Origin of the sequence: Pseudomonas brassicae (assembly GCF_010671725.1) — a bacterium.
In the GTDB taxonomy this organism is placed as follows: Bacteria; Pseudomonadota; Gammaproteobacteria; order Pseudomonadales; family Pseudomonadaceae; genus Aquipseudomonas; species Aquipseudomonas brassicae.
Genome location: NZ_JAAHBU010000624.1, coordinates 1 through 923, shown reverse-complemented (window position 1 = coordinate 923; position 923 = coordinate 1). Strand labels below are relative to the sequence as shown.

Genomic DNA, 923 nt, shown 5'->3' with positions numbered 1-923 from the left:
TGGCGCTGCTGCTGGAGCACGCGCGCCCGGCCTTGCAGCGGCTGATCGACGACCAGCAGGCCCAGCGCGTGGCACGCCAGCACAGTGGCAAGCGGTTGATTGCCGAACTGCTGCTGGACTGTGCGGCCTGCCGGCGCAGCGTGGTGGCCAAGCCGGCTGAAGAGGCGGCGGCGATCAGCCATCTGCACCAGGTGATCCGCCAGCGTGAACAGCGCTGCGTCGAGGCGTTGCTGAAGCTGTATGCGTTTCGCCAGGACGACGCCAATACTGGTGAACTGCCGCTGCTGGACGGGCGCTGGGGTGATGACCTGTTCAACCCCGAGACGCTCAAGCTGCTGGGTGTGCGGTTGGGCAGCGGGGTGGCCGCCGGTGCGGCAGCGGGTGCCGGTGTCGACCTGCTGGTGGGTGGGCTGACGTTGGGCGCGGCCGCGCTGGCCGGGGCGATCGCTGGCGGTGCGGTGCAGACGGCGCGCAGCTATGGCGCGCGCCTGCTGGGCAAGTTCAAGGGGCAGCATGAACTGACCGTGGATGATGGGGTGCTGCGGTTGCTGGCGTTGCGTCAGCGCCAGTTGTTGCAGGCACTGGACAGCCGCGGGCACGCGGCCACGCAGCGTATCAAGCTGGAGTTGCCGACCGACAAGGGTTGGCGTGAAGGCAAACTGCCGGAGGCGCTGCACAAGGCACGCGCGCATCCGCAGTGGTCGTCGCTGAACCCGGGGGCCAGGTTGAACCAGTCCGAACGCCAGGAGCAGATCGACAGTCTGGTGCAGGAGCTTTAGGGCCCCTTCGCTGGCAAGCGCGCCTGGCGCCGCTCACCCCGGCCTCCCCCAGCATCCGCTCGGTGGGCCGGCGCGTGGTCGAGCCCTGCTCACGCATCAGCAGGCAATGTGCCGATCTCCACCGACACCTCCACCTGCGGCAGC

Annotated in this window: 1 protein-coding gene; it reads left to right on the top strand. The window is 69.1% G+C overall.

Annotated elements, in window-relative coordinates; all coding sequences use genetic code 11:
* A partial coding sequence (locus tag G3436_RS26720; RefSeq protein WP_163951351.1) for a DUF3482 domain-containing protein occupies positions 1–779 on the top strand: 779 nt, incomplete at its 5' end.
* Between the last annotated feature and the right edge of the window lie 144 nt (positions 780–923).